The organism is Bradyrhizobium sp. 155 (genome assembly GCF_023101105.1).
Classification (GTDB): Bacteria; Pseudomonadota; Alphaproteobacteria; order Rhizobiales; family Xanthobacteraceae; genus Bradyrhizobium; species Bradyrhizobium canariense_D.
In genome coordinates this window covers 135837-160966 of sequence record NZ_CP064705.1, presented here as the reverse complement: position 1 = coordinate 160966, position 25130 = coordinate 135837, and the positions used below count along the sequence as shown (strand labels likewise).

At 59.9% G+C, this 25130-nt stretch carries 22 protein-coding genes, 1 tRNA gene and 7 pseudogenes; 16 read left to right on the top strand and 14 right to left on the bottom strand.

What is annotated here, in order from left to right; all coding sequences use genetic code 11:
* Positions 1–139 precede the first annotated feature (139 nt).
* Positions 140–343, top strand: coding sequence for a cold-shock protein (locus IVA93_RS38175; protein ID WP_247368137.1), 204 nt, complete (start codon positions 140–142; stop codon positions 341–343).
* Between the two features lie 96 nt (positions 344–439).
* Here IVA93_RS38175 and IVA93_RS38170 read toward each other — a convergent pair whose 3' ends face one another.
* The 6 genes from IVA93_RS38170 to IVA93_RS38145 form a co-directional block, all read right to left on the bottom strand.
* On the bottom strand, positions 440–745 hold the full coding sequence (locus IVA93_RS38170; protein WP_247378299.1) for a hypothetical protein: 306 nt from the start codon (positions 743–745) through the stop codon (positions 440–442).
* Positions 746–824: 79 nt separating this feature from the next.
* Entirely contained in the window at positions 825–1004 is a 180-nt protein-coding gene (locus IVA93_RS38165) for a hypothetical protein (protein ID WP_247368139.1), read from the bottom strand.
* Between the two features lie 271 nt (positions 1005–1275).
* Positions 1276–1581: a PilZ domain-containing protein gene (locus tag IVA93_RS38160; RefSeq protein WP_247368140.1), complete on the bottom strand. Its 306-nt coding sequence runs from the start codon at positions 1579–1581 to the stop codon at positions 1276–1278.
* A gap of 540 nt (positions 1582–2121) precedes the next feature.
* A complete protein-coding gene (locus tag IVA93_RS38155; protein WP_247378242.1) occupies positions 2122–2301 on the bottom strand; it encodes a hypothetical protein in 180 nt (59 codons plus the stop codon).
* A gap of 419 nt (positions 2302–2720) precedes the next feature.
* Positions 2721–2915, bottom strand: a complete 195-nt coding sequence (locus IVA93_RS38150) for a hypothetical protein (RefSeq protein WP_247368145.1) — start codon at positions 2913–2915, stop codon at positions 2721–2723.
* Between the two features lie 209 nt (positions 2916–3124).
* Complete coding sequence (locus IVA93_RS38145) at positions 3125–3514, bottom strand: response regulator (protein ID WP_247368151.1); 390 nt, start codon at positions 3512–3514, stop codon at positions 3125–3127.
* A 346-nt stretch (positions 3515–3860) separates the two neighbouring features.
* Between IVA93_RS38145 and IVA93_RS38140 the strand changes: the two genes are divergently transcribed.
* Positions 3861–5033, top strand: coding sequence for a porin (locus tag IVA93_RS38140; protein WP_346771688.1), 1173 nt, complete (start codon positions 3861–3863; stop codon positions 5031–5033).
* A gap of 83 nt (positions 5034–5116) precedes the next feature.
* Here the strand turns inward: IVA93_RS38140 and IVA93_RS38135 are convergent, their stop codons facing one another.
* The 3 genes from IVA93_RS38135 to IVA93_RS38125 are packed head-to-tail and all read right to left on the bottom strand — an operon-like array spanning position 5117 to position 8287.
* Positions 5117–6181 carry an ABC transporter substrate-binding protein gene (locus IVA93_RS38135; protein WP_247531055.1) on the bottom strand — a complete coding sequence of 355 codons (1065 nt, stop codon included), beginning with the start codon at positions 6179–6181 and terminating at the stop codon, positions 5117–5119.
* 59 nt (positions 6182–6240) lie between these two features.
* Positions 6241–7590: a sensor histidine kinase gene (locus IVA93_RS38130; protein ID WP_247790095.1), complete on the bottom strand. Its 1350-nt coding sequence runs from the start codon at positions 7588–7590 to the stop codon at positions 6241–6243.
* Between the two features lie 7 nt (positions 7591–7597).
* The gene (locus IVA93_RS38125; RefSeq protein WP_247531057.1) at positions 7598–8287 is read right to left on the bottom strand and encodes a response regulator transcription factor; all 690 of its coding nucleotides are present in this window, start codon (positions 8285–8287) and stop codon (positions 7598–7600) included.
* Positions 8288–8704: 417 nt separating this feature from the next.
* Between IVA93_RS38125 and IVA93_RS38120 the strand changes: the two genes are divergently transcribed.
* From IVA93_RS38120 to IVA93_RS38100, 5 genes and pseudogenes are all read left to right on the top strand, one after another.
* Entirely contained in the window at positions 8705–10234 is a 1530-nt protein-coding gene (locus IVA93_RS38120) for a porin (RefSeq protein ID WP_247531058.1), read from the top strand.
* Between the two features lie 220 nt (positions 10235–10454).
* A complete protein-coding gene (locus tag IVA93_RS38115) occupies positions 10455–11828 on the top strand; it encodes a 2-hydroxycarboxylate transporter family protein (RefSeq protein WP_524536883.1) in 1374 nt (457 codons plus the stop codon).
* A 174-nt stretch (positions 11829–12002) separates the two neighbouring features.
* Positions 12003–12278 (top strand): annotated as a pseudogene (locus IVA93_RS38110) (transposase); the annotation flags it as partial.
* Positions 12279–12492: 214 nt separating this feature from the next.
* Positions 12493–13860 (top strand): annotated as a pseudogene (locus tag IVA93_RS38105) (IS110 family RNA-guided transposase).
* Positions 13861–14403, top strand: a pseudogene (locus IVA93_RS38100) (IS3 family transposase); the annotation flags it as partial.
* Here the strand turns inward: IVA93_RS38100 and IVA93_RS41415 are convergent.
* From IVA93_RS41415 to IVA93_RS38085, 4 genes and pseudogenes are all read right to left on the bottom strand, one after another.
* Positions 14353–14520, bottom strand: a pseudogene (locus IVA93_RS41415) (DDE-type integrase/transposase/recombinase); the annotation flags it as partial. The pseudogenes IVA93_RS38100 and IVA93_RS41415 sit on opposite strands and share 51 nt — an antisense overlap.
* 179 nt (positions 14521–14699) lie before the next feature.
* Positions 14700–14900: pseudogene (locus IVA93_RS38095) on the bottom strand (PaaI family thioesterase); the annotation flags it as partial.
* Between the two features lie 129 nt (positions 14901–15029).
* On the bottom strand, positions 15030–15314 hold the full coding sequence (locus IVA93_RS38090; protein WP_247564529.1) for a hypothetical protein: 285 nt from the start codon (positions 15312–15314) through the stop codon (positions 15030–15032).
* Positions 15315–15854: 540 nt separating this feature from the next.
* Positions 15855–16307 carry a PaaI family thioesterase gene (locus IVA93_RS38085; protein ID WP_247790072.1) on the bottom strand — a complete coding sequence of 151 codons (453 nt, stop codon included), beginning with the start codon at positions 16305–16307 and terminating at the stop codon, positions 15855–15857.
* A gap of 53 nt (positions 16308–16360) precedes the next feature.
* On the opposite strand from IVA93_RS38085, the gene IVA93_RS38080 reads away from it, so the two are divergent.
* The 6 genes and pseudogenes from IVA93_RS38080 to IVA93_RS38055 all read left to right on the top strand — a co-directional run bounded on the left by IVA93_RS38080 (position 16361) and on the right by IVA93_RS38055 (position 22752).
* Positions 16361–16963, top strand: coding sequence for a TetR/AcrR family transcriptional regulator (locus tag IVA93_RS38080; protein ID WP_247531062.1), 603 nt, complete (start codon positions 16361–16363; stop codon positions 16961–16963).
* Positions 16964–17278: 315 nt separating this feature from the next.
* Positions 17279–17806, top strand: a complete 528-nt coding sequence (locus tag IVA93_RS38075; protein WP_247790071.1) for a pyridoxamine 5'-phosphate oxidase family protein — start codon at positions 17279–17281, stop codon at positions 17804–17806.
* A gap of 14 nt (positions 17807–17820) precedes the next feature.
* Positions 17821–18069 (top strand): hypothetical protein, encoded by a 249-nt coding sequence (locus IVA93_RS38070; protein WP_247790070.1) that lies wholly within the window; start codon positions 17821–17823, stop codon positions 18067–18069.
* A 1647-nt stretch (positions 18070–19716) separates the two neighbouring features.
* Positions 19717–20862, top strand: a pseudogene (locus IVA93_RS38065) (IS701 family transposase); the annotation flags it as partial.
* A gap of 445 nt (positions 20863–21307) precedes the next feature.
* Positions 21308–22621, top strand: coding sequence for a DUF2130 domain-containing protein (locus tag IVA93_RS38060; protein ID WP_247387174.1), 1314 nt, complete (start codon positions 21308–21310; stop codon positions 22619–22621).
* 55 nt (positions 22622–22676) lie between these two features.
* Positions 22677–22752: transfer RNA gene (locus tag IVA93_RS38055), tRNA-Ile, on the top strand.
* A gap of 194 nt (positions 22753–22946) precedes the next feature.
* Here IVA93_RS38055 and IVA93_RS38050 read toward each other — a convergent pair.
* Positions 22947–23456 (bottom strand): annotated as a pseudogene (locus tag IVA93_RS38050) (site-specific integrase); the annotation flags it as partial.
* A gap of 167 nt (positions 23457–23623) precedes the next feature.
* On the opposite strand from IVA93_RS38050, the gene IVA93_RS38045 reads away from it, so the two are divergent.
* The 3 genes from IVA93_RS38045 to tnpB all read left to right on the top strand — a co-directional run bounded on the left by IVA93_RS38045 (position 23624) and on the right by tnpB (position 25055).
* A complete protein-coding gene (locus IVA93_RS38045; RefSeq protein ID WP_247790069.1) occupies positions 23624–24196 on the top strand; it encodes a hypothetical protein in 573 nt (190 codons plus the stop codon).
* Positions 24197–24273: 77 nt separating this feature from the next.
* On the top strand, positions 24274–24702 hold the full coding sequence (tnpA, locus tag IVA93_RS38040) for an IS66-like element accessory protein TnpA (RefSeq protein ID WP_247789533.1): 429 nt from the start codon (positions 24274–24276) through the stop codon (positions 24700–24702).
* Positions 24699–25055 carry an IS66 family insertion sequence element accessory protein TnpB gene (gene tnpB, locus IVA93_RS38035; protein ID WP_247295361.1) on the top strand — a complete coding sequence of 119 codons (357 nt, stop codon included), beginning with the start codon at positions 24699–24701 and terminating at the stop codon, positions 25053–25055. The genes tnpA and tnpB overlap by 4 nt, the downstream gene beginning before the upstream one ends.
* Positions 25056–25130 lie beyond the last annotated feature (75 nt).

Genomic DNA, 25130 nt, shown 5'->3' with positions numbered 1-25130 from the left:
AACCGACTGCTGAATCTTCCTAGGCTAGAGATGCTTGGCGATCCCATTCCGCCAAGTCGCCTCCAACGGTCCCGGCATGTAGGGGTGCCGGGACCGTTTTTTAGTGGACGCTCAGCATGGTCTCAAATGGAGAAGTTAAGTGGCTATAGGCACCGTCAAATGGTTCAACCCGACGAAGGGGTACGGGTTCATTCAACCGGATTCGGGCAGCAAGGATGTGTTCGTTCATATCTCCGCCGTTGAGAAGACTGGTTACACCTCGCTCGCAGAGGGAGCTAAGGTCAGCTTCGACGTCGTGAACAATCGCGGAAAAGACTCGGCGGAAAATCTACGGATAGGGTGATGCAGCCAAAATCCGGTCAAGCGGGTTTGCGGCGTTTTCCGGTCAGACAGGTCGGTGAACGACGCCTCGGCACAACGAGAGGCGCGTGGCTGACGATCAATCGTTGTCCACGCGCGATTTCCGAAACTCAACTGGGCCATCTATGAGTCGGCTCTTACGAGCCTTGACGTCAGCGGCGCTAGCATCTTTATCGCGCAAACCATCGATCGCGTCCGCCGCTAACTCGCCGGCCCGATCACTTTGTGTAGGATAGCCGTCGAGCCAATCCTGTTCTGTCGCTAAGGCGGACCAAGCCTGCGCCATCCGCTTGTAACGGAGTGCCGCCTGCGCATTGGTCGCCCCCTCGGCGAGCTGCAGGCAGTTCTCGGCATTTTCGCGAAATTTATCGGACGTTTTGACCATCGGACACAACGGCCTTCCGGTGGGATCGTTCCGACTGATTGCAGGCGGCCGTGGTACACGCAAGCGCGCGCGACCACCACTACCGCTGATGGCCCAGACCAATTCCCAGCACGATCGCCTTCTGACGTAGCGCTCCCTCGGTTCGCTTCGTCATCTTGGCTATTTTGACGACGGGCGTCCGTGCCTTGGAGTGCGCCTTCAGGTCCTTGATATCGTCACGCGTCCACTCGCGGCGGACAGTCTTTTTCTTTTTGGCCAACTCGGCTCTCCTTCATTGATAGGAGCGCGGTCTAACAAGATAGCGCAGTATGCGCAACCCGCGCGGACGTCATTAAGCGCGCCTCTGTGGTCCCAAAGAGATCGACACGTTCACGCGACGGCATTCGCCTGAAGGACGGCAGCGAGCTCGCCGCCGACATGGCGGACAGCGCCGTTAGCCCATTGCTGAGGATTCAGCCCATCGCGCGACGGCTGAACTACGCGCCTCATTTTCGGCTGAGGAGCGTCAGCGCGCAATCGTTAGTCGCTCGTTACTCAACTGCCACGTTTGAGGGCTCGCTGGAATAGTCCGCCGATCTCGGCGAGCGATGGCGCAGAAGGAACGAGACGCCGCAACGAGTTCCTTTTCTCCACACGACGCGGCACATAAAAATTGCGGAATGGCCGTTGAACGACAGCACAAATTCGTTCGCAAACACGTAGTAGGGTGTGGAGATGCAGGCCCCAAGGGCGTTGATATCGCGCACCATACATGGATGTGTCCCACGAATTCCACCAAATGACAGCTGCGCCGCCTGGTTGATCGGTATGCGCTCCATTGCACGACGTTCGATCATCGCGAGATGCTCCAAGATGAGGAGGTAACTTTCGAATCGAAGCGATCGCTGCGATTGCGATTCGCCCCTTACGAAGTCAGTTTTCCGGTCCCGCCGAAGCCCGCAAAACGGCCATACTCACACATTGAGCCGGTGGGGCCCGCTAACAAGCAGTGTTGTTGTCCAATTAGAATTGATCGGAACTAGTGGTTAATTCGGGTGCCCATCAGGGAGAGCGCTTGCGCACGACGCTACGCTGCCCACCCGCGTTGTTGCGGCGGTTAAGGACGCTGAGACGACGAGGTTGCTGGGACAGGGGCCGCTCTTCAGGGCTTTGGCAGCTTGTCTTGCTCGGCGCGGGCTAGTGCTTTCGCCTTGGCCTCTGCTGTAGCGCTGTCGAGCATCTCCGGCCGCATGCGCCGGCCAGGAATATCCTCGAAGAAAAATAGACGCTGGCGCGCCCGTCCGGAAAACGCACCTCGAAGCTGCCGGTCTGCGGCACGGCTTCGTGAGGGATAATGCGGATGTTCTTGCTTGCGGCCATACGGGGGGCTCAGAGGCTTAAATCCGTTCAGACGTCATCCGGAGGAGCTTTGCTATGAGATGTGGCCAGTTGCGCTCAATGATGCCGCGCAGCTCGGCGTCGACTTCCTGGATGCTGTCGAAGTTCTCAAGCTGGACGCGAAGCGCCTCCATCTGGTCGGGGTCGAGCACATGGCCACGATATATCTCTATGGGCATAGATCGCTTACTCCGCCCCGTTGTGCCTGAGTCCTGGCCAGGATGGGGCGCCCCTCATGGTCGAAAACTGATCCTAGGTCGCGCATATCGATCCAGCCACCGCAAGCCGGGCACTTGATGAAATGTTCGGCCTCATGTGCCGGGAGACCGCCGACACGCTCGCCTATAAACTTGCCTCTGGGTATCTTCATTGTGTCCGTCAGGACAGAGCACAAGAGACGGCCCCGGCTTGGGGGGCTGGAGTATTATGGGCCGGAGCCGCTCCGCCAGCTCGCACGAGCCAGCGAGAGACCAAACCGGGTAATCGGGGCACGGTTCCTAACGGGGCGACAACGTATCCTGCCCGGGCGCCAGCAGCCGGACGTAGGTCCCGCTCTCGAGCAGCTCGATCCAACCCTTTTCGACAGCGCACTTGACCTTCAGGCGCGTGGCAGGCACCGAGCAAGGAATTGCCGGCGCGCCTTCTTCTGATCGGTCGCCAATTTTATCTTCTCTCTTAAAAGAAGGATCTCTGAATATTCCCTCTCGATCTCGGGATCGATGCGAAGGGATTCAAGCTGTTGGGCGTGCAATTTGAATAGCGCAGCAATCTGCTCACTTTGGATGGGGCGCATGGCAATCAACCCCCGATTGGAAACGAATTCAGTCAGCGCAAATCGGGTAGAAAATTTTCCGAACGCACATCATAGAGCGAATTTCGGTGCGGCGTCTCGTAAAATAAACTGCCAACGTTACTGTCTTACTTTTGTAGCCCCTTGGGGCGCACGCCGACGAAGCCGTTGCCTTCTTGGCCTTCTTTTTCTTTGAAGGCATCAGTGTGACACTACGCTGGAGGCGCGCCGGTGTTCAGAAGCTGAGCGACGGCTGCTACGATCTGCGCTGGCGCAAATGGCTTGCTCAATAGGATGCTGTTGGGCACGCCGTGAGCGGACCACTGATCGGCCGCCGCACCAGTCATGTAAATAACAGGGATGTCAGGATTTAACTCTCTGGCGCGGTGGCCGACTTGCCAACCGTCAACAGTACCAAACAGATTGATGTCGGTGATGAGGGCTCGATACTTGGTGGCGTCGCTTAGAAGAAGTTTGACGGCATCCTCTCCACTGACGCTGACCTCGGTCGTAAAGCCGCCGTCGGACAATGCATCTGTCACCAGGTCTCGGACAAGCTGATCGTCCTCGACGACCAAGATTAGAACCGCGGCCCCTTGCATCCCTCTCTCCCTGTCGCCGGTCAGGTGTGTTCCGGGTCAGGAACTCATGAGAAGCGAGTTATGTTCCAAAGTGCGCATAGCGATGCCGTCCACTCCCTTCAAGGGAGCGCAGCGCAACAAAGATCGTAGGGCTTTAGTTGGGGATTGCTTGCTGTCGGCTCTAATGCCGCCCTATCGGGCCATCCCTGGTGAATAGCGCTGTTCGACGAACCTGTCCTTTTCGACAGGTACGCGCCGTCCCGAGGCGTGGGCATGATCGCCGCGCTAAAAAGACGAGGGCGGCGATGCGACGTTACTACTTTCCGATTCTCCACAAGGGAGAGACACAGGCGGAGTCGCCAGCAACCTGACTTATTTCGGGGTCCGCGCGCCCTACGGCTATCCCGGCTGGGCGGCGATCGCGCAATTCGAGTCGCTTGTAGAAGTCGCGGCCGTTCCAACGGAGCGCGCGGCGTTCGGTACCCGCGACAGCTTCATCGGCATGGAAAGTCCCTGGGGAACGATCAAGGCCGGCAAGGCCGATACACCGTACAAGAAGGCGACGTCGAAATACGATCCGTCCTCGGCAACGCTCGGCGACTACAATTCCATCATGGGCAACACCGGCGGCGATCTGCGCGCCGAGTTCGATTGGCGGGCGTCTCATGCCATCTGGTATGAATCGCCTATGTGGTATGGTTTCCAGGCCGCTGTCATGGTGTCGCCGGGACAGAACACGGCAAAGGACAACAGCGACTATGCCCTTGGCGACTCCAACTGCCCCGGCACTTCGGCGCGCGGCAGCGGCTCCGGCTTCCCACTGACTTCAGCCCCGGAAGGCTGCACCGACGGTTCCTACGGCAATCTCTACAGCGCCTCGCTGACCTACAATCAGGGCCCGTTTACGGCTGTTGCGGCCTATGAGCTGCATGAGAGCACCAATCGCATTGGTGACGAGGCGGTCACGCCGCTCAGCAATGGCGGTCTCCTTCTCGTACCGCCGGGCTCGGTTGGCGTCGCGAATGAATGGGCGGCCAAGTTCGGCGCCGGTTACAAGTTCAACGACATGATCGGGGCCCTGCAACTCTACGGCATCTACGAGATCATGCGCCGGGAGCATACCGATCCGGCCTTCAACGAACGCTCGCGGGATGGTTACTTCGTGAGCGCGACCCAGACGGTCGACAAATGGGATGTCAGCGCCTCCTGCGCGCACGCCAATTCGTCGCCAGGATCGCCCGGCACTGGCGTCCTCAACACCTACACCGTCGCGGCTCCTGCAGCCGCCGGCGCTGCGAATTTCGCGCTCAACACGCTGAACTCGAGCGCCGACCAATATGCGCTGGGCGTCAAGTATCACTTCAGTCCGTTCGTGAGCTGGTACCTGGTCGGCAGCTACTTACGCAACGGCCCGGGCGCGCATTACTGCCTGGGCGTCTCTGGTCACGGCTATGGCGTCTGCGGCCGCGATGCCAACAACAACGTGGTTTCCGGCAACAAGGCCGAAGCGGTCACGACCGGCATGACGTTCGACTTCTGAAGCCAAGGTCTACTACGTTCGTAATGGGGAGCCATGCCGGCTCCTCTTTCCGAAGGTGAGCAACATCGTGACGCAGGGCGGCGTTAAGGCACGCCGTTTTGCGGTGATACGATCCGCTGCCAGGTCTTCACGAACTGCTCGCGTTTGACCGCATCGAGATAGGTCAGCGCCGGGAGCCCTAGCGTCGGAAAATTTAGCAGGCCCGGTTTGTCAGCGAGATACCGCGCTTTCATCTGCTCGCGGTCAGTACCCAGACCGGCAATCGAAAGACCGAATGCATTTGACACGACAGCCTGGCCGGCTTCCGAGAGCGCATACTCGACGAATGATCGGGCAAGTGCCGCATGTTTCGCTTTGCGGGGGATCACGATCGTGCGGGATACGGCCACGACGTAATCTTCCGGCAGCACGATGCCCAGATTTCGTTGCGCCTCCGCCTGGCGCAGTGCATAGGAGCCCAGGACATCATAAGCGATGACGGCGTCGCCGCGGCTCAGCGAATTCAGCATATCCTGGGTACAGCAATACAGCCGTGCCTCGGCGAGGCCGAGCGCGTGCGCAAGGCGCCAGAAGTTGGCCGAAAGCATGGACTCGGTGGTTGCAAACAGGTACCCGACGCCGCTGACCTCGATGTCATAAGTCGCAATCTTGCGACGAAATCGCTCAGGCGAAATCTCCAGCAGCCGGATCAGATCCTGATGCGACTTCGGCACTTCAGTGCGCTCGATAGCATCCTTGTTGTAGACGATGACGGCGGGTTCAAGCGTGAACCCGAAGATCTCGTCGCGCCAAATGGCCCAGTCCGGCAACCCACGGACTGTGATCGACGCCTTCTGGACGTGCCCATCATTCGCAAGCTTGACCTGCAGGTCCATGGCCGAGCTGATCAGAAGGTCGGCGGCCGCCCTATCATCGCTCGGTGTCACGGCCTCCTGATAGAGCGGGACAGTCTCATAGAGGCGATAGCGAACTTCGGTTTCGGGATGCGCCTTTTGAAAGCCCTCAATGACCGGCCCCATCGCCACGACGTCTGCCGTTCCGTGAATGAGCAGCGTACCGGAGGCCGGCGAGGGCGCGGAAAAGACGATCAGCTCGTGCGTGGATTTTGACTGGTCGGCAAAGCACTGTGCATGGGCGAGCAGAAACACCGCGGCCAGTCCTAACGACCATGGGCTGGGCCGTAGGCCGCGTCCCGTACCACAAGTCATCATGATGTCCTCGGCAAGGTTACCTTGACAACGAGCCCGCCTCCCGGGCGGTCGAGCAGGCACAGATCGCCACCGGCCGCAGCGGCAGCACTCTTGGCGATGTTGAGCCCGAGGCCGGTCCCGGCGGCGCTCGCGCTGCTCGAGCCGCGGCGAAAGCGTTCGAGCACGATCGGCTTTTCGTCGTCGGGAATACCTGGACCACGGTCAGCCACTTCGAACTCGATGCTCGATCCATCGGGCGAAGTCCGCAGATCCACGTCGATCATGCCCACCGGCGCGTATTTCAACGCGTTGTCCAGCAGATTGTCGATCAACTCACGGAAGGCCAGTGGCGCCCCGCGAACCGGGAAGTCCTCGTGCGTGGTGGAAAGATCGGCCAGCCTGCAGCGCTGCATGCCGCCACTCGGAAGCCGCTCGACCGCCTGCAGGTAAAGCTCGAGGAAATCGCAACTTGGATTGGCCGAGGTTTCAATATGATGGGCGATGGCTGCTTCCGCCAGCAGCTGATTGACGATGCGCGTTGCATCGACCGCGTTGGCGTGGATGCGATCCACGTAGCTCTGGACGACCCTCCCGTCCTGCTCGGATGCGGCGACTTCGGCGAGGGCCCGGATCGATGCGAGGGGCGTACGTATCTCATGCGTCGTATCCACAGCAATCCGGCGCAACGTGGTGAGGACGCCGTCGAGCCGCTGCATGAAGATATTCAGGCTCGATACCATTGAGCTCACCTCTCGAGGCACCGACCTCTGGATCGGGTTGAGGTCGGTTGGCGATCGCCCGATCAGCTCGCGTTCGAGCGCGACCAACGGCGCCCACGCGCGGTTCAGCCCGGTCGAGATCAACAGGCAGATCAGGAGACCCGCGACCGCCACTGGCGCGAGTGAATTCTTCACGATGAGGGCGGCGAGCTGCGTGCGGGCTTCCCGCGTCTCCGCAACCGTTATGCTGACCCAGCCGGACTTCTCGCCGAAGTCGATGTAGCGCTGGACGATGCCGATCCTCACCGGATCGTCGGTATAGATGGAGTCCTCGAACTGCGGTTTGTGATCGTCTGTCGGTTTCGGCTCGGGCAGGTCCGGGTAGCCGGTGAGCAGCGAGTGATCGGGCGCCCGCACCGCATAGAACGCCCGCGTTTCGCGCGACGCACCCAGGATCTCCAGTGAGGCGAGCGGCAACTCGAGCGTGACATGCCCGTCATCAACCCGGATGTTATCCGCTATCGAAAGCGCGGCGGCCGCGAGCACGCGGTCGAATGCAGTGTCTGCCGCTTCGAGCGAGAAGCTGCGGATATAGAAGAACAGCCCAACGCCGAGAACGGCGAGCAGCGAGATCGCCCCGAAAATCATGTCGCGCTTAATTGACTGTTGACGGCTGCGCATCGTCGATCTTTGCGACATAGCCGGTGCCCCATACGGTCTGGATCCGCAGTGAGGACGCTTTCAACCGGCGCCGAATCCGCGAAATGTAGAGTTCGAGCGCATTCGGGTTGACGGCATTCTCGTAGCCGAACAACTGGTCCATCAGGCGTTCGCGCGGCACAACCTGTCCGACGTTCAGCGCAAGCAGCTCCAGCAATCGAAACTCGCGCCGCGTGAACTCGACATTGCGGCCGCCTGCGACGATTGTTTGCGCGGCGATGTCGATCGTGATGTCGCCGAGCTCGATCCGGCTGGTCGGGGTGCCGCTGTGTCGACGCACGACCGCCCGCATTCTTGCTTCGAGTTCGCGGAGGTCGAACGGCTTGACCAGATAATCGTCGGCGCCGATGTCAAGCAGGTCGATCTTGTCTCCGATCTCGCCGCGCGCGGTGATGACGAGCACCGGCGTATTGATCCGGCGCCCGCGCAATAGCTTGAGCACGTTCGCGCCATCCATACCGGGGAGCGTGAGATCCAGAATGATGAGATCGAACGGATCCTCCTGGACGCGCTGGGAAGCAAGCGCGCCGTCGGTCAGCCATTCGACGGCATGGCCCTGATCGCGGAGGCGGGCAGCGATCGCCGCGCCCAGATCGGCGGTGTCTTCGATCAGAAGCGCACGCATGAAATCCCGTGCATAGGCTGTATCCCCCAACGAAGCGCGTTTCCGAAATCGGCACGGGATGTGTCGCCTGCCGCCGATCATTCATATGGTCCGGGACTTCAATCGGCTTGCGTGCCGCTCTTGTCTTTGCCCTGGGGCGCCATTGCGGTTGGCGCTTGTTATTTGCTGCGACCAGTATTTCAGGATGAACGACGCGGTCAAGGGTTAGGCTTCGGAAGCCCGTATCGCTACGGGAGTTTCGCTTAACCCAAATCCGATTGTGCACATGCGAACGCGCGTACGGCCGGATTCATGTGACGAACTTGCAACGGTGAAGATCTGACGCAGAGGCGTTCTTCGTTTCGCGGAGGATGACAGGGTTTTGACAGCAGTCGCCGCCAGTTTTCCCCCGCGTAAATAATCTCCTTGGGGGGCGACATGAACTCGACGACGCAACTGCGCCAACACTGGCTGTCCGGCGGAGCCAGGCTGGATCACTACAAAATGCGGCTTGGCCCGGTTACTCGCTTTGCGCTGATCGGGGCCGCCATATCCACGATGGCTGGACTTGCGACGGTGCCCGCGAAAGCGGACGACCTCAGCGATTTGAAGGCCGAGATCCGGGCGCTGAACAAGCGACTGTCGGATATGGAAGAGCAAAAGACCAAGGTCAAGGCAATGAACGACCGGCTCAAGCAGGTCGAGAAGAAGGAGGAGGCGAGGGCGGAAGCGCCGCCGCCGGCGGCCGGGCCGATCCCGACCAAAGCCGGTCCCTGGGAGAGTTTCAAGACCGGCCAGCCCGTGCACATCATCGAGACCCAGAACACCGACGTGCTGCTCTACGGAGTCATCGAGCCGACGTTGGGCTACGTAACCAATGTCGATAAAGCCGGACGTTCGACGGTTGGCCTCAACACGTCGTGGTTCAGCGGCAACCGCTGGGGCATCTACGTGACCCAGAAGGTCTTTCCCGAATACGGTTTCAACCTGCTGGCGCGCATGGAAAGTGAGTTCGAGCTGCCCAGCGGCAACATGGATACGCCAGGCGTATTGTTCAATCGCGACGCCTGGGTTGGCTTTGAGAGCCCGACGCTCGGCAAGTTCAGCGTCGGCCGCCAGAACACGTTGCCGCGCGACGTCGCTAACATCTGGGGTGATCCCTACGGTGCCTCTGCACTCAGCACCAACGAAGGCGGCTTCACCAACGTCAACAACTTCAAGCAGCTCATCTTCTACACCAGCGGCGGCAATGGCGCGAATGGACAGGGCGACACAAGATACGACCAAGGCCTGGTCTGGAAGAAGGTGTTCGACAACGGCCTCTACCTCGGCGCGGCCTATAATTTCGGCGACGGCAACGGTCCCGGCGGCCCCAATGGCAGCGGTCCGATTCCCGGCGCAGGTCTCGACAAGGGCAGCAGCGGTGCCGTGGCGGCCGGCTACAATGCCGGACAGTTCCACGTGTCGGGCTTCTATACTGCCTCCAACGTGCTCGAGATCCCGACGATCGGCACAACCAATGTCGGTCACACCCACCAGTCATGGGGCGTCGGCGGTAACTGGGACGGCGGCCTGCTTCGCCTGAATGCGGGTTACATTCGCTACACCGCCGACCAGGGCGCGATCCTCGGCACCCGCAACGACGACGTCGTGACCGTATCGGCCAAGGTCACCCCCTCGAAATTGTACGACGTCGAAGTCGGTTGGCAGGACTTCTTTGCCCACAATGCCGCGATCAGCAGTGCCGGCTATACGCTGGTGCCGTTCAAGGACGCGACCGGTGCGGTCGCAACCGGGAGCGGCACCCGCATGACGACTTATGCCTCGTTCATGTACCACCCGATTCCGAATGTCGACGTCTACATTGCCGGCGATCACCTGAAGACGACGGGCGGATACAGCGCGAGTCAAGCGCACAAGCACGACACCGCCGACGAAGTCGTGACCGGCGTCCGCTACAAGTGGTAGGCGACTGAGCACCACCAAGCAGCGGACGGTCGAAGACTTCGGCCGTCCGCGATCGATGAGCCCAATACTGCCAGCGTATTCATGTGCGCCCCGTGCCGCAGAACATGCCAGGGAGATGCCCCTCTCGTGGTCATCTTGAGCCGTAATTGGCCGGCTCTTTCGGCTCGCGGCTGGGGACGCAGTACACAAAAGAATAGAGATCATGGAACGGGAGAACGCCATGTCGGACACCATTCAGACCAACGCCGCGAGCTTCCGCAAGCCCGCGATGGTGTCTGGTTCAACATCGTTCTGGCCAACCGGTTGGTGGCGTCTGATGGACTACAAGATCGGCATCATATCGCTCCCGATCTACGTCATTCTGGTCGCGCTCCTGGCCATCCTGACGCAGCAGGGTCAGATCAAGCCAGATGCGCCGACCATGATCGCAGTACTCGTTCTCGGCGGATTCTCCTGCGCCGAGCTTGGGAGGCGGTTGCCGGTTCTACGCAACATCGGGGCAGCGGCGATCTTTGCGACCTTCATTCCGTCTGCGCTGGTCTACTACAAGCTGATCCCGGCTCCGATCGAAAAGTCGATCATGGACTTCACCAAGTTCACGAACTTCCTCTACGTCTACATCGCGGCCATCATTGTCGGCAGCATTCTGGGCATGGACCGCAACGTTCTGATCAAGGGCTTTCTCAAGATCTTCGTGCCACTCAGCGTAGGCTCCGTCGCTGCTGCCGCGGTTGGCACCCTTGTCGGCACCATGCTCGGACTGGGTGCCTACAAGACGTTCTTCTTCATCGTGGTGCCGATCATGGCGGGCGGTGTCGGCGAAGGTGCGATCCCGCTCTCTATCGGCTATGCAGCTATTCTCGGTCAGCCGCAGGGCGACTTCTTCGCCCAGGTGCTTCCGCCCGTGATGCTGGGCAGCCTCACCGCGATCCTCTTCTCCGGCATGCTCAACTATGCCGGCAAGAAGTATCCGCACCTCACGGGCAACGGACGGCTCCAGCCACCGGGCGACGATGCTCTCGATTTGGCCGCAGTGGAGCAGCAGGAGGACATGGCATCCTCATCTGACATCACCGGGATTGCCGCTGCCGGACTGACCGCCATCGTGCTGTATCTCCTCGGGGTGATGCTGTTTCATCTGATCGGCCTGCCGGCACCGGTTGCGATGTTGTTCCTTGCGGTTGCCGCCAAGCTCGGCAGTGCCGTGTCGCCGCGACTGCAGTCTGGTGGGCTGGTCGTCTACCGGTTTGTCCGGATTGGCATGACCTATCCGCTGCTGTTCGCGATCGGTGTGTCGCTCACGCCTTGGGAAAAGCTGATGTCCGCCTTCACCGTCGCCAATGTGGTGACCATCATCGCGACTGTCTTTACCCTCATGGCAACAGGCGCTTTGATCGGCCGGCTCATGAACATGTATCCGATCGAGACCGCGATCGTCAACGCGTGTCATTCCGGCCAGGGTGGCACCGGCGACGTCGCCATTCTGTCGGCGGCGGAGCGTATGCAACTGATGCCGTTCGCCCAGATTGCCACTCGTATCGGAGGTGCGATCACCGTGACCGCCGTTCTGGTGTTATTACGGTGGATTGGCTGAGCCGGCGGTTACGACCGGGGCATGACCTTCGATTTTCGCAACTCGATGCTGCTGCAACGGTGCAGCAGCATTTAGCTCTGCGATCGCGGAAGCCTGACCCGCTCCGACCCTTTTGAGCTGCTGCCGGTTTGATGGACACCAAGATTGGGTGTTTTATCGAGCCAGAGGTGGGTCATGCAGAGACGGAAGTTCAGTCGAGAGTTCAAGATCGAGGCGGTCAAGCTCGTCAGGGAGCGCGGGGTATCTGTGGCGCAAGCTGGCCGAGACCTGGGCGTTCATGAGAACGTGCTGCGCAAATGGGTGAAGGAGTTCGGCTTCGACGCTGCGCAGTCCTTCCCCGGCCACGGGCAAATGAAGCCTGAGCAATTGGAGATCGAGCGGCTGCGGCGCGAGGTCAACAAGCTGAAGGCGGAGCGGGATATCCTAAAAAACTGTCCAGGGCCGTTGCGCGCCTGTGCGGGGTAGAAACAGCACTGTGTTATCCTCTGCGGCTGGGAGGGTAGCGGCCGTCAGCTTATTGGAGGCACTGTCCCCGTTAAAAAACGTGGTCCATGGGTGCATGCGGACTTGAGAGTGGTGACGCCCTCGGCTGCGATCCCGAATAGGAAGATGACGATTGGCATAACCCAGACCCTTCCGCTCATGAGTGAATGGAGGATTTGCGATGCCCCAGAGGACGACCGGTGACCGGCCGGAATTGAAGCCAGTCAACGTCAGCGCGGCCGCCATCGACATCGGATCAAAGATGCACATGGCTGCGGTGAACCCGGACTGCACTGACATTCCCGTGCGCGCGTTCGGCACATTTACACAAGATCTCCATGATCTGGCGGATTGGTTTAGCGCATGCGGCGTGACCAGTGTCGCGATGGAGTCCACCGGGGTCTATTGGATCCCAGCCTATGAAATCCTGGAGCAGCGTGGATTTGAGGTTATTCTGGTCAACGCCCGGTACGCCAAGAACGTGCCCGGACGCAAGACCGACGTCAGCGATGCCGCGTGGTTACGCCAGCTTCATTCCTATGGACTGCTACGAGGCAGCTTCCGACCCGATGCTGAGATCGCAACACTGCGCCCTATTTGCGGCAGCGCGAACGGCTTGTGGAATATGCCGCCGCCCATATCCAGCATATGCAAAAGGCCTTGATGGAGATGAACCTGCAGCTCCATCATGTCGTCTCGGACATCACGGGCGCCACTGGCATGCGGATTATCCGGGCCATTGTTGCAGGCGAGCGCAATCCTGATGTTTTGGCAACCTATCGGGACGTGCGATGCCATTCATCCACCGAGACCATTCGCGCGGCACTGGTAGGCAACGACCGGCACGAACATGTCTTCGCCCTGAGCCAATCGCTAGAACTCTACGACGTCTACCAGGCGAAGATGCTGGACTGTGACCGCAAGCTCGAAGTCCTGATCGCCGCGCCAGGAAATAAAGGGGCAAAGCCGGTCGGGAAGCTATCCAAGCCGCGCATCAAGACCAAACAGATCAACACGCCCACCTTTGACGTCAGGACCGCGCTGTACGGCGTGCTCGGCGTCGATCTGACTGAGATCCATGGACTGGGTCCGTCGCTCGCATTGAAGCTTATCGGCGAGTGCGGCACGGATCTGAGGGCATGGCCGAGCGCCAAGCACTTCACGTCCTGGCTCTGCCTTGCACCGGGCAACAAAATCTCCGGCGGCAAAGTGCTTTCTTCGCGCACCCGGAGATCTTCCAGCCGGGCTGCCGCACTGTTGCGGTTGGCGGCCACCACGGTGGGACGAAGCGATACGGCTCTCGGAGCATTCTATCGCCGCCTATCCTTACGTGCGGGTAAGTCAAAGGCGGTGACAGCGACCGCCCGCAAGATTGCGGTTCTATTTTACAACACCCTCCGGCACGGCATGAGCTACAGGGATCCAGGTGCCCACCAATATGAGCAACAATATCGCAGCCGCGTTCTCGCCAACCTTCAGCGCCGGGCCAAAATATCTGGGCTTCGTGTTGCAGGCCATTCCGACGGACGCCAATCCGGCTGTTTCTTAGGAAGGCCGCTGCCTACTTCGCGAAGGAAGCGACATGAAGTTCGGCTTCATCGCGAAGCACCGGGGCATCTGGCCGGTGGCATGGCTATGCGAAGCGATGGGCGTGTCGCGGTCGGGCTTTCATGCCTGGCTGAACCGATCGCCCAGCACCAGATCCCGAAGCGACGAGACCGTAGGCCAGCAGGTCAAGGTCAGCTTCCTTGCCAGTGACCGGACTTACGGCGCGCGGCGCGTCTGGCGAGACCTTCTGGCGGACGGCGTCGAATGCGGCCTGCACCGGGTCGAACGGCGGATGCGCCTGCAGGCCCTGCGGGCGCGGCCACGACGCCGGCGTCTGCCGAAGGACGCAGGCCATCGCCAGATTGCGAACGTGGCGTCGAACCTTCTGGATCGGCAGTTCGAGGCCGAGCGCCCGAACCAGAAGTGGGTCGCCGACTTCACCTACATCTGGACGGCTGAGGGCTGGCTCTATGTGTCGGCGGTGATCGAGGCTATCAGCCATCAAGCGCTGGAACTGCTCGCTGACGTACTGGCTGCCGCGATCGGAATGATGCATCAGGGCATCCGGCTTGCCGCGCCGCCAGACCGCCATCAACAGGGCGTCCGCAACCAACTGGGCGGTCATGCTGGCGCTCATCGACCAGCCGACCACCCGGCGCGAGTGACCAGAACCAGCAACTCTTCCACCCTTTCCCCCCTCGAACACCTGCCCCCAACATTACGCGCCAGGAGCTACTTTGGTCCCGAAATTGTGCAAAACCGAGCATGGGGCAGGCGGCCGCCGCTGTGAAGACGCGCCTTAAGCTTATTGTGGGTCGTCGAAACGCCATCGTGCATGAAGCCTCGCGCCGGCGCCACCAGGTTGGTCTTGGATTCGATGGTGAGAACCGCGGCTTCGTCCGGCATCAGCGAGAAGGCTGCTAACGCAGGCTGTATCGAGCGCAGTGGTGATGATCCCCGCGTGAACAAGACCGTGCTGTCGCGTGTAGGCGACGGAATAGGGCATCCTCAGTTCGATCTCGCCCGCCTTATGTCGGCGATTTCTATGCCCAGTGTCGCCGTCGCGGTTTGGCGCGCGAAGCTCGTCCGCACACGGATCTCGAGCTTGCATCCTGAGCATTGAATCTCGCCATCATGTCGTCTCCCAATCGTACTGGATCGCACTGTTCGCTAATGATTGAGGGCTAACACCGCAATGCCGGAGATGACGAAGGTTGACGCCGTGATGCGGCCGACGCCAAAAGCCTCACTGATAAAGGTCCCGATCAGGGCGCCGAAGATCGCGCTTGTCTCCCGCAGGGCGACTACCGGTCCGAGCGGAAGACATTTAGCTGCAGCGAGAAAGGCGAGATACCCGAAAACGGACATGGTGCCGGCAAAAAGGCCGATGGCGCCATGTGGTCGAGCGTGCGCCACAATGTTCCCACCCCGTGTGGCCAACGCGTAGGCCGTCATGCCGCCTCCGGTGACGATCTCCAGGCAGGCTTGGAAACCCAGGACCGTGCCGGCCGTCCGCGCGCCCAATCCTCCAAAGATGCTGTAGGCGGCAACAGCGACGCGCCCGTAGCCATCCGACAGCCGGTCCGGTGGTACCAGCCCCCAGCGACAGGAGCATAATGCCGAACGAGATCAACGCGACTGCGGAGAACTGGACGGGGCCGATGGTTTCACCCAACGCGACGAAAGCCGCGATCGTTGTCAGTATCGGCGCGATGCCGCGTGCGAGCGGATAGACCATGCTCAAATCACCGAGGCCGTAGGAACGAAGAAGCAGCGCATAGTAGCCGAACTGAACGCCAGCCGTGAGGAATAGCCGCTTCCAACTTTCCGGATATGGCCAATCCACGAACGGGAGGGCCGCAAGGCCCAGCACGAATCCGCTAAAGCGGATCATGACCATCGTGAGCGTGCGATCGCCGGCCGACTTCACCAGCGAATTCCAGATGGCGCGAGCCACCGCGGAGAACAGCACCAGTCCATAGAAAGCAGATGCGCTCATGAATCGGGCACTTCGAAATTACGGATCGTAGCCAAAGCCGTTGCGCAGAGCGTTTCATCTCCCTGGCACACCGCGTAGACGTCTGAGGCGGTGACGGACAGCGTCCGACCAGACCTCACCAACCGGCCCCGCGCGACGAGCTTCTCGCCGGACGCGGGCGCGACAAGCTTGATTGTATAGTCCACCGTGGAGGCGGCCCAACCGCGGGGTAGCATCGTCATTCCGGCGCAGGCGGCCGCCATGTCGGCCAGGGTTCCAACTGGACCTGCCTGAAAGATGCCTGGCTTGAACGAGAGTTCTTCGCGGAACGGCTGCGTAATTTCGAAGAGGCCGGGGCCGACGTCTGTGATCGCAAAGCCGAGATGCCGCGAGATGGGCATCTCCATCAAAAATCGCTTTGCCGTCTCGACATAGTCCGGGTTGGGGGGAGAGGGTTCTCGGCCGACCATTCATTCGATATACTCCCACTAGAAATAATCTACTAGAGGGTATATTCTAATAAATGCCAAAGCGCCTTTTTGAGGATGCCGACTTTGTCGAGGCTGCGCGTGATCTCGCTGCGGCGGGCGGACCCGCGTCGGTCACGGTGACGTCCGTCACCGAACGGCTGGGAGCGCCTATTGGTTCTTTCTATCACCGATTTGCCTCGCGAGACGTGCTGTTGGCAAACGTGTGGTTGGACACGGCATTGGCGTTTCAAACAGGCTTCTTGGCCGCGATCAAGGCAGGGGACGGGCTGGCCGCCGCGATGCACACGCCGATATGGGTCCGCGACCATTTCAATGAAGCACGCGCATTTCTCCTTTACCACCGGGATGACTTCGCACATGGCAATTGGCCCCAATTTCTCAAGGATCGTGTGGTGCGCCAGGGTCGGTTGGTTGATGCGGCTTACAAGCGGCTCGCGCGCGATACATTCGGCGGAGTGGGTGCGAACGAGCTTCGGCTCGCGCGCTTTGTAGTGGCCGAGGTTCCGAAAGCGGCCGTCAGTCCTTACTTGCGGCAGGGCGTCCCGCCACCCGTCATCGTAGATGACATGATCGAGACGACCTTCCGCGCCATCGTCGGGAAATTTGGGGCGACCGGCGGGCGGCAGTCCTACTGAATGCGGCGGTTTTACAGATCTGGGTTTGCACGCTTACGGGCGCTATTGTTGCGTGACTTCGTCGATCGCGATCTGTCGGAGGTGCCGCAATGGAATGAAGCAAATCGAGGTGACCACGGTTTGCATGTAGGGGTATAGGTGGATCGGGCCCGCGTGATCTACACGACAAATGCCCGGGTATTCGTTACGGACTTGTACTCGGCGCGAATGAGGGACTTAGCCGGGCTTTCAAAGTAGCGTGCCATCGTTGTAGAATAAATATTCTAGACGTTATCGACTAGATCTGGCAAGATTGGCTCTTCCGAGGAGGGCCTCATGCCAGACACGATGCCCGTGGCCCCTACCTTCAGCGAAGCTCAGATAGTTAAGTTTCTCGACGCCGCGCGCGAGACGATAGCTGCGGTGCCTGTTTGTTGGCTTGCCACACGGTCATTGGAGGGCGGCACAAGCACCCGGGCTGTCAGTTCCTCGGCAGGGCCGCCACGGTCCGATGAGTGGACCCGGCGATTCCTCGTCCGCAAAAGTTCGCGCAAAGTTGCGGAGGTGCAAGCGGCCCCTTTGGTGACCCTCGCATTTCAACATCCTTCGGGCGAGCGTTATATCGCGCTCGGCGGTCGCGCAACGATCATCGACGATGTCGCGGAAATGCGAACCATGTGGCCGAGCGATTTGGACGCGCACTTTCCGCCCGGCTTCGCGGACGCCAATATGATCATCATTCAGGTGGACGTCGACCGGATTGAAGTACATGTCCGCGGCCTCACGCCCGAACCATGGGGTGCCGGCCGAACGCTGTTGGAGCGACAATCGACGGGATCCTGGCGGTTCATCCCGGCCTGGTAGGCCGGGACATTGCCGTGGGCAATGGATTGCCTATGCTTCCTTCTTGCGACGTCGAGCAGGCGAACCGTTTTTTCGCGCCCGTAATCCGCCACGACGGCCCGGTACGTTGCGCGGATGATGCGGTCGATCAGTTCCGGTGGCTTTTCGCCGCGCAAGAGGTGTTGGCGTACGGCCGCGACCGGAAGCTCGGAAACCAAGAATTGCGCGAGGCGTACCTCTTCACGTCCTTCTTTCCCGAAGATTATCCGCGCCCATTTGTGTGATCCGCCCTCCATGCGCTGAGTCATTTCGGCTACGCGTTCGCAATGAACCCCTAGGCGATCCCAGGCGCTCACTGACGGACGCGACCGTTACTCCCGCCGCGCCACGGTCTGCTACGATTTCCAGAGCCGCTTCAAAAAATTTCTCTTGGCTGAACTTCGGATGGCCCATGCCATCAGAATTCGTTTTCTAGACGATGAAGTCAATATCTCGTCCCCTCGGAAACGTCACTCTCAGGAACGACCATGCGTGATTTCAATCCCGCGCGCTTGCTGTCGATGTCGCCGATCTTGAGCGGTTCGTTTCGGGGGCAGTGACTGCTCGTCCGTCTGGCTGATCCCAGGACGACCGAGGTCGAGAGCCTGACGCGAGAGGTGAACTCTCGCACGTATTTGGGCTCGTCTGTTATTGGGCACATAGCCAACCTGGCAAGCGCTGTTCGTCGATGGCCACGTCTGGGCGCAAACCGGACACATTGAGCTTTCTAAAGCCGCATCACTCGCTCATACTCGGGTTGTCGGGACATGGGCGTGCTTTTGGCTTCGCGTTGCTTCTGCCCCTTTTCTTGACGGCGCGGCCCTTTGTCAATTTCTGAAGTTTTTCCCATCGGGCTTATCGCGATTTCGTTTAAGCCCCTTAGTCGCGTGATTGGTGCCGGTGCAGCAATTTCATAGTGGAGGCTTCCATAAAACGTCGTGAATTTCTGGCGCGATCCGCAACTGCCGTATCCGCGAGTCTCCTTCTGGGGAGCGTTCGGTCCGACGGTTATCGCTTCGTCGGTTCAGCGCTTGCCGCTGGCGCGGGAGATCGGCAAAGCGACGCTTGAGCAGAAGGCGGATTTGGTCGGCTCCGCACTCCTGGTCGCCGATCGAATGGGAACATCGCGTTCGCGATTAGAGATAAGGGAACGAAAAGCCCCTGGCAGGCTTTAAGCAAACATGAGACCGTCGCTCGCCGGTACTAACACGGCGCATGTCGCGGATAGCCAATGGTCGCTGCCTGCGACCCGCTGCTCTGAATACAAGCGCTCGCGCAGATAGCCAAAAGCGGCGGTCTCCAGTTTCCTTTCAAAGCGTCAGCTGTTGTTTCAGCGACGCGCGTAGCCTCTCCCCGATCTCTCGAACGATGGCCCGGCTGTGTAGGTACCGCCCGATGTCGCCCTGTTGACCCGTGCGAGACTAGCGTCGGACAATGTCTATTGCGCGGCGCGTTCCTTGCCCAAAGGCAGAGAACAGACTGACGATCCGCGAATCTCTTTGATGTAACGTTGTTCCGTAGCTGCGCCGTACGGTGTTTACATGCAGGGGTGTCGGTGCTCAGTCGGCGGCTGTCCATAGCGCAAATCGGTCAATGCGATTGGCTGTTCGCGTTGAGTTGAGGTGGTCGCCTTTCGAGTGGTGGGGCTTGCCCGAATGGGCGTGCGGGTATCCGTTGGACGCGGCGTCCCGACATGTCGGCTCAAGAGCGGAGACCGGAAGTTTGCAGCCGGGCGCCAGTTCGGCGGCTTGCGACCCACAACAGAAGCGGTTCTTTTATATTGAGCAGTGCTCGCTCTCCACCCGCAGAGAGGCCGGTGATTAGCCGTTCACTAGCATTTGGCAGATTGTTGATTTTGCCGCGATTTATACGATTCCCGAATCAATTTTTCAATGATTCATGGGTGGTCGGCTCTTGGAGGGCTGACCATGCCGGGATGGGAAGACGAAATCGAACGCTGGCTGATGCCGTTCTTGGACCGGCTGGGTCATAAGACCCGACAGCGGATGGTATATGTTGCGGGATTGATCGGTCCTGGCGATCGCAAGAGCGTTCAGCCGATGGCGGAACGCCTTGCCACGAGCAACTACGACCAGTTGCACCATTTCATTGCGGACGGCGTCTGGAACGCGACGCCGCTAGAGACAGAGCTGCTCAACCAGGCGGACCGACTTGTCGGCGGCAGGGATGCGGTGCTGGTTATTGATGACACCTCACTGCCGAAAAAGGGTGAGCGATCGGTCGGTGTTGCGGCTCAATACGCGTCGGCTCTCGGTAAAACTGCAAATTGCCAAACGCTGGTGTCTTTAACGCTTGCGCGCGGGGAAGTGCCCGTGATGGTCGCGTTACGTCTCTTTCTGCCTGACAGCTGGACAAGCGACATGCCTCGCTTGAAGCGCGCTCGCGTGCCAGTCGAACACCGAACGCCGCGGTCCAAGCCGGAGATCGCTTTGGCCGAGATTGACCGCGCGATGGCAGCCAACATACGCTTTGGATGTGTGCTGGCGGATGCAGGATACGGCCTCAGCGCGCCGTTTCGACAAGGGCTAACAGAGCGCGGGCTGGCCTGGGCGGTCGGTATCCCTCGGCACCAGAAAGTGTATCCGGTCGATGTGAAGCTCATTTGGCCGATTACTAAAGTTCGCGGGAAACCACGAAAGCACCACGTGCCCGATATCTTATCGATTGCGGCAGAACAAATGCTGGCCAGCGCCAAATGGAAAACCGTGAGTTGGCGCAGCGGGACGAAAGGTCGGCTAAAAGCCCGATTTGCTGCTCTCCGTGTCCGCACCGCCGACGGCCCTCCGCAGCGGATATGGGATAAAGGTCAGCAGCATCTCCCAGGCGACGAAGCCTGGCTCATTGGCGAGCAACGTGCCTCCGGGGAGAAGAAATACTATCTCGCCAATCTTCCGGCGACGACGGATCTGCGCACGCTGGCCGCCACCATCAAGGCACGGTGGATTTGTGAGCAGGCGCATCAACAGTTGAAGGAGGAACTTGGACTTGATCACTTCGAAGGGCGATCATGGCAAGGTCCGGCGCGCGAGAAGAACGCAGGAGAATGATCCACCGTCTCATCAGCTCCGATGGCCTGACGCCGGGTCTCAGCTTCCAAGCGGCAACGATCAGCGACAAGCCTGGACGGCTACGCCCGAGACCTGGGGCAAGTTGACCGCAAAACTGGCTGTCGCGCGCAAAGATCAGGATCACGCCGATCGACAACGCCGCGGACGCGGACGAGCAGGGTAGGATCGATCTCTAGTTCCTAGTTATGGAATCTTTTATGCCTACCCATTGAAAGAGCTGGTGTATTTCGGTTCGCATAACATAGATTATGGAATATTTCGACGGATCCCGCACGTTCGGATTTCAGATTTGAAGCCCACAGGTGGAAATCCCATGTGGACACGCACATTCCGCTCTGGCGCCGACACACCAATACGGTTCAATCGCGACTCAGCGACGAATGAGATCAACGCGATGAGCTTCAAAGCGGCAGCCACGAATGGCGCATACGAGCCTACCTTACACTGTCCGAACTGCAATCACGAAATTCGACTGACGGAATCGCTTGCCGCGCCGCTGCTCGAGCAAACCCGCCGGCGCTTCCAGGAACAGCTCGCGGGAAAAGATGCTGAAGTCGCGCGCAAGACTGAGGCGCTCCGTCTGGAACGCGAACAGCTCACCAAGGACCGCGAGGCGGTCGAAGACCAGGTCGCGAAACGATTGACGGCCGAACGCGAGCGGATTGTCGCTTCTGAAGCCAAGAAGGCGCGCGAAGCCTCTGCCACGGAACTATCAGCGAAAATTAATGAGGCTGCCGAGCTCCGTCAGCTTCTGGAGGCGAATAACCGCAAGCTGGCCGAAGCCCAGCAGGCTCAGGCTGAACTTATTCGCAAGCAGCGCGCGCTGGACGATGAGAAGCGTGAGTTGGACTTGACCATCGAAAAGCGCGTTCAAGCCTCCGTTGCAACGGTTCAGACCAAGGCGAGGCAGGAAGCCGACGACGCTGCCAGGCTTCGCGTTGCCGAAAAGGATCAAACGATCGAGTCGATGGCACGTACGATCGAGGAACTCAAGCGCAAGGCGGAGCAAGGTTCGCAACAGGCCCAAGGCGAAGTCCTCGAACTGGAACTCGAGGAGCTTTTGCGCAGCCGTTTCCCAACCGATATCATAGAACCGGTCGGCAAAGGCGAGCTTGGCGCCGACGTCATCCAGCAGGTCAACGGCGCCGTCGGGCAGCCGGCAGGCATAATCCTATGGGAGACGAAACGTACCAAATCGTGGAGCGACGGTTGGCTGGCGAAGCTCAGGGATGACCAACGGCGGTCGGGCGCCGACGTATCGCTCATCATCTCGCACGCGCTACCCAAACATATCGAACAATTCGATCTGATGGATGGCGTGTGGGTCGCTCATCCTCGGTGCGCCCTCCCCGTTGCGGTAGCGCTGCGTCAAGCGCTGCTCGACGTATGCGGCGCACGACTCGTGCAACAAGGCCAGCAGACAAAGATGGAGCAGGTCTATGACTATCTGACCGGCACCAGATTCCGGCAACGTGTCGAAGCGGTCATCGAGAAATTTAATGACATGAGAGACGACCTGGACAAGGAACGCAAGTTTATGGGTCGCCAATGGGCTAAACGCGAAACACAGATTGTATCTGTGATAGATTCGACCGTCGGGATGGTCGGCGACCTCCAAGCGATAGCCGGCAAGTCAATGCCTGAAATTCCCAGTTTGGCGCCTCCCCTGCTAGAAGCCGGTGATCCGCCCGAACGCAAGGCGAGCTAGTTTTCACAAGACGATCGCCTCCCTTCCCTTCCGCGTCAGCATGACGATTGGGAACGGGCCTGTAGCTCAATGGTTAGAGCCGGCCGCTCATAACGGTCTGGTTGCAGGTTCGAGTCCTGCCGGGCCCACCAGCCTTTTCAAGACGTTGGGAGGTTTTCAGAGCGGGCGCGTTTCGTTCAACCAACCGATCGACCAATGCTACGTTCTTGTTTGGTGTCCGCCGCTTACCAATGGCGTTCGCGGCACCCCTTAGGAAGTCGGGGTGATGGTGACCGTAAGTTTCACGAAGTGTTTTCTCGCTCATTCCAAGAAAGCCAGCGGCTTCCCACATGGGCGCTGCGGCTTGCATCAGCCAAGTTGCTGCGGTGTGCCGGAGCGTGTGAGGCGTAACATTTCCCAACGTCACGTCGAGTTTGGCTAGGCGCACTCCCGACGCAAATCCCGTTTTCACTGAAAGCACGGATTTGCCGTTCCATTCAACGAAATGGTTTTGGGCGATTCCCAAGCGGGACCAGCGGCGCAGATGGGCTAATAACCTCGACGGCAACGGCACCGGCGATTGTCTTTTTGCGGTAGCGCGTCGGCCGATCGCAAGCCGATAGAAGATGCCGCGTTCGAGGTCGATATAAGACTTGCCCTCGGCGCGGTGCGGCGACGCGCTAGCAATGGCTCCCGCGCGCGTGCCGGTGTACAGACCGATTAGCGCAAAGCGTGCGATATGCCGTAACGGTCGCCTGTCTGTTTCTATCTTCTTACCTTTAAGTGGGCCGACATGAATGGTCTGTGTTTCGCGGATAGCGCCAGCACGCCCACAAGAACCTTGCCGCTTCGACACGATCTAGCCACCGCTCACGCGGCAAGCCTTTCTCTGGCAACACCACGCGAACTACTCCACGATGGAAACCCTCCTTCGAGTGATGGTTGATCGCAGCTCGCAAGTCTTCAAGATCACGACGAGCGCCGCCATTGCTTCCACGCGACCGCGTGTATGCGCGGCAAGGCATGACGATCAAAACGCTGATTGACGCGCGCGAGGCGATCAGGGGCACTACTGCACTCGTCGATGGCATGCGGATGGCTTACGCTTTGTGGTCTGTTGAAGAGGACGAAGGACGCAAGGTCTGCAAAGAACTTCATACTGTGTATGCACCAAACAGCGTGGTGCGCGGTGGTGTGGTGACGGTGAACGGCCCAGCTTCGCGGCTCATCGCCACTTATGTTCGCGATCGCAATACGGGACTGCTCATCGATTGCTCTGCCCAATTGCGCTTGAGTTCACCGCCGCAACTTGAGCTGCTTCCAATGCTGCGTTTGGCTATTGAGGACGCGGCGCTGGATGGCCAACCGTTCACGAAGACCGGGCAAAATGGTGTGTTCACTCGTAAAGCGCGCATGCCGCAGGAGCTTCGCATTTCACGCGGTAAGCTTGAGGGCATGGTCGAAGAGCTTCTGGACAGAGGTGAAGTCGTTGCCTGTCTGGCTCCGAAGAGCACTACCATCAAATGGCTAGACGTGCCGGGTGGGCCGTTCGCGGAAGGTCGCGGCGAATTCCGTGAAGGTACGCACTCAAAGTAAGCGCTGTTCAGCGGCCACCTACCGGATGACGGTGTGATCTGCGAGTCTGCGGTTCGGGTTCGACCGTTAGGCTTAGAATGGACACAGTGCATACTGCTATCACGGAGCCGGTGCGGCGGCTCGAGGTCTTCACCGGAGCCGGTCGTCGGCGGAAGTGGAGCGACGAGGACAAGGTGCGGATCGTCGCGGAGATCGTGGCGAGTGGCGACTCGGTGTGTTCCGTGGCTCGACGGCATGGATTGTCGCCGCAGCAGCTGTTTGGCTGGCGACGTCAGTTGCGAGAAGCAGCAGGCGGTCATTCCGAAGCTGACGAAGTACAGTTTGTGCCGGCGGTGGTGGACGCAGTGGTACCGGCGCCAAGTGCTCACCGGGAGCGCAAAACGGTGCGCAAGGCAGATAGCGGGATCATCGAGATTGAAGTGGACGGCATCACGATCCGAGCCGGTCGTGGAGCGGATACGGCGATGATTGCGTCGATTGTCCAGGCGCTGAAGGTGAGCCGGTGATCGGTCCGTCAGGTGCGGTCCGGGTGATGGTGGCGACCAAGCCGGTAGACTTCCGCAAGGGCATGGAGGGTCTTGCGACCCTGGTGCGCGAGAGCATGGGTGCAGATCCATTCTCGGGAGCTGTCTATGTGTTCCGGGCCAAGCGGGCGGACCGGATCAAGCTGGTGTTCTGGGATGGAACGGGCCTGTGCCTGTTCGCCAAGAGGCTTGAGGATGGGACCTTCCGCTGGCCGAAGATCGAGGACGGTGTGATGCGCCTGTCGGCAGCGCAATTGTCGGCGCTGCTGGAAGGACTCGACTGGCGGCTTGTGCACGAGGCACGGGGGACGCCGGCGCCAGCGCAGCCCGGGTAGTTGTTGGCAGCGCTGCGGCGAAGTGAATCAGGACCGTCGGATGCGTCGCCAGATGGCGGCGAATATGCTCTGATT

Excerpts from the sequence above, each read along its gene's own strand:
- IVA93_RS38170 (WP_247378299.1), bottom strand. The coding sequence starts at position 745 with ATGGTCAAAACGTCCGATAAATTTCGCGAAAATGCCGAGAACTGCCTG.
- IVA93_RS38160 (WP_247368140.1), bottom strand. The coding sequence starts at position 1,581 with ATGATCGAACGTCGTGCAATGGAGCGCATACCGATCAACCAGGCGGCG.
- IVA93_RS38155 (WP_247378242.1), bottom strand. The coding sequence starts at position 2,301 with ATGCCCATAGAGATATATCGTGGCCATGTGCTCGACCCCGACCAGATG.
- IVA93_RS38150 (WP_247368145.1), bottom strand. The coding sequence starts at position 2,915 with ATGCGCCCCATCCAAAGTGAGCAGATTGCTGCGCTATTCAAATTGCAC.
- IVA93_RS38145 (WP_247368151.1), bottom strand. The coding sequence starts at position 3,514 with ATGCAAGGGGCCGCGGTTCTAATCTTGGTCGTCGAGGACGATCAGCTT.
- IVA93_RS38130 (WP_247790095.1), bottom strand. The coding sequence starts at position 7,590 with ATGATTTTCGGGGCGATCTCGCTGCTCGCCGTTCTCGGCGTTGGGCTG.
- IVA93_RS38125 (WP_247531057.1), bottom strand. The coding sequence starts at position 8,287 with ATGCGTGCGCTTCTGATCGAAGACACCGCCGATCTGGGCGCGGCGATC.
- IVA93_RS38120 (WP_247531058.1), top strand. The coding sequence starts at position 8,705 with ATGAACTCGACGACGCAACTGCGCCAACACTGGCTGTCCGGCGGAGCC.
- IVA93_RS38115 (WP_524536883.1), top strand. The coding sequence starts at position 10,455 with ATGTCGGACACCATTCAGACCAACGCCGCGAGCTTCCGCAAGCCCGCG.
- IVA93_RS38090 (WP_247564529.1), bottom strand. The coding sequence starts at position 15,314 with ATGACGGCCTACGCGTTGGCCACACGGGGTGGGAACATTGTGGCGCAC.
- IVA93_RS38085 (WP_247790072.1), bottom strand. The coding sequence starts at position 16,307 with ATGGTCGGCCGAGAACCCTCTCCCCCCAACCCGGACTATGTCGAGACG.
- IVA93_RS38080 (WP_247531062.1), top strand. The coding sequence starts at position 16,361 with ATGCCAAAGCGCCTTTTTGAGGATGCCGACTTTGTCGAGGCTGCGCGT.
- IVA93_RS38075 (WP_247790071.1), top strand. The coding sequence starts at position 17,279 with ATGCCAGACACGATGCCCGTGGCCCCTACCTTCAGCGAAGCTCAGATA.
- IVA93_RS38060 (WP_247387174.1), top strand. The coding sequence starts at position 21,308 with ATGAGCTTCAAAGCGGCAGCCACGAATGGCGCATACGAGCCTACCTTA.
- IVA93_RS38045 (WP_247790069.1), top strand. The coding sequence starts at position 23,624 with ATGACGATCAAAACGCTGATTGACGCGCGCGAGGCGATCAGGGGCACT.
- tnpA (WP_247789533.1), top strand. The coding sequence starts at position 24,274 with ATGGACACAGTGCATACTGCTATCACGGAGCCGGTGCGGCGGCTCGAG.